The sequence below is a fragment of the Paraburkholderia sp. genome, assembly GCF_049581445.1.
In the GTDB taxonomy this organism is placed as follows: domain Bacteria; phylum Pseudomonadota; class Gammaproteobacteria; order Burkholderiales; family Burkholderiaceae; genus Paraburkholderia.
Window position 1 is genome coordinate 1 of sequence record NZ_JBAURZ010000032.1, and the last position, 1,620, is coordinate 1,620.

Consider the following 1,620-nt stretch of genomic DNA (forward strand, 5'->3'; position numbering starts at 1 on the left):
GGCATAGCCGGTGGCGAGGATCAGGATCATCTGTAGCGCGAAGCCCAGAATGCCGAAGGTGCCGCCGTACCATGAAGTCAGGATCACCGCCACCGACGCGTGCGGCGCAAAGATGAAGGCCAGCACAATGACCACCAGGGTCAGGCCGATCGATAGAACGAACGGGTCCGGCATCATCTGCTCGAACACGTAGACGAGGCCCGCAACAACGCCACGCTGATGCTCGCTAGAGCCTGGGCGGGAATGCGGATGGGAATGGCTTGAATTGGTGTCGCGCTGGTCCATGATGTCTCTTCCTCTGCCCGCACGACGCTCGTGCGGCATGTCTCTCCAAGCGGCCCCTCACCTGCATGCGGTGAGGGTCGGCAAATGCAGCATACGCGCAAGCGAGTGCGCTGTATCTGCGGCACGAACCCTACATTATTTTGCGGATTACTGCGCCGAGGGCGGCAGAGGGCGGCAGAGGGCGCGAGAGCATCAGCGCACGGCGCGCTCTGTCGTGAAACCCGCCTGGCCTTGCGGCCAACATGGTGTGAAGAATGCCGGAGCGGGCGCAGCCTCGTGCAACCAACGCCCCCGCAGACGAAAAAAAGGGCAGCCCATGGCTGCCCTTTTTGACGCATTGAAGCTTCGAGACTTAGAACGCCGTCCCGATCTGGAACTGGAATTTCTGGTACTGGTCGCCGGCGTGCTTGACGAGCGGGAAGCCCAAGCTCAGCTTGAGTGGCCCGATCGGCGAAATCCACGCGAGACCCGCACCATACGCGTAACGCAGGCCGTTCGCCCCTACGCTGTTACCTTCCGTGCCCCAGACGTTACCGCCGTCGAAGAACGTGAAGACGCGCAGCGTGCGGTCGTAGCCGGTGCCCGGCAGCGGGAACGTCAGTTCGATGTTGCCGACCAGCAGCTTCGAACCACCGATCGGATCGCCCGTCGAGGCATCGCGCGGACCCAGCGAGCTCGGCTCGTAGCCCCGCACCGAACCGATACCGCCTGCGTAGTAGTTCTTGAAAATCGGGTACGGCTTGCCGTCGAGGCCATTACCATAACCGCCCTGGAAGTTCAGGCCCAGCACGAAGCCGCGCGCGAACGAGTAGTAATACTGTGCCTGCAGGTCGGCCTTGTAGTAAGGCGTACTGCCGATCGGCGAACCCCATTCGGCGTTCGCTTGCGTGAAGTAACCGCGGCTCGGTACCAATGCGCTATCGCGGTTATCGCGCGACCAGCCCACCGTCAACGGCACGTTGTTCGACACACGGCCGAAGTCGTTCACGTAGTCGATGTAGCTTTGCGGCGTGGTCGAGTCGACGTCCAGACGGTTCTGCTCGAAACCAAGGCCGAAATAGACCATGTCCGATTCGGAGAACGGGATACCGAACTTCATATCCGCACCCGCGGTAATGATCCGGAAGCTCGTGTCGGTCGTATTCGAGTAGTACAGCGGCTCGCTGGTACGGTAGTAGACGTCGGTAATCCGCTTGATGCCGTCCACCGTGAAGTACGGGTCAACCTGCGTCACCGTCAAGGTACGGAAGGTCGTGGCGGTATTCACGTTCACCGCGAGGCTCGTGCCCGAACCGAACACGTTGTCCTGCGACACGCCCGCCGAAATGATCGGAC

Annotated in this window: 2 protein-coding genes; both read right to left on the bottom strand. The window is 61.5% G+C overall.

Annotation, left to right across the window (positions count from 1 at the left end; translation table 11 throughout):
* Positions 1–285 (bottom strand): TIGR00366 family protein (locus WCA85_RS01975; RefSeq protein WP_424061419.1); only part of this gene is annotated, 285 nt, incomplete at its 3' end.
* Between the two features lie 352 nt (positions 286–637).
* The coding region (bamA, locus tag WCA85_RS01980; RefSeq protein ID WP_424061420.1) for an outer membrane protein assembly factor BamA at positions 638–1,620 on the bottom strand (983 nt) is incomplete at its 5' end.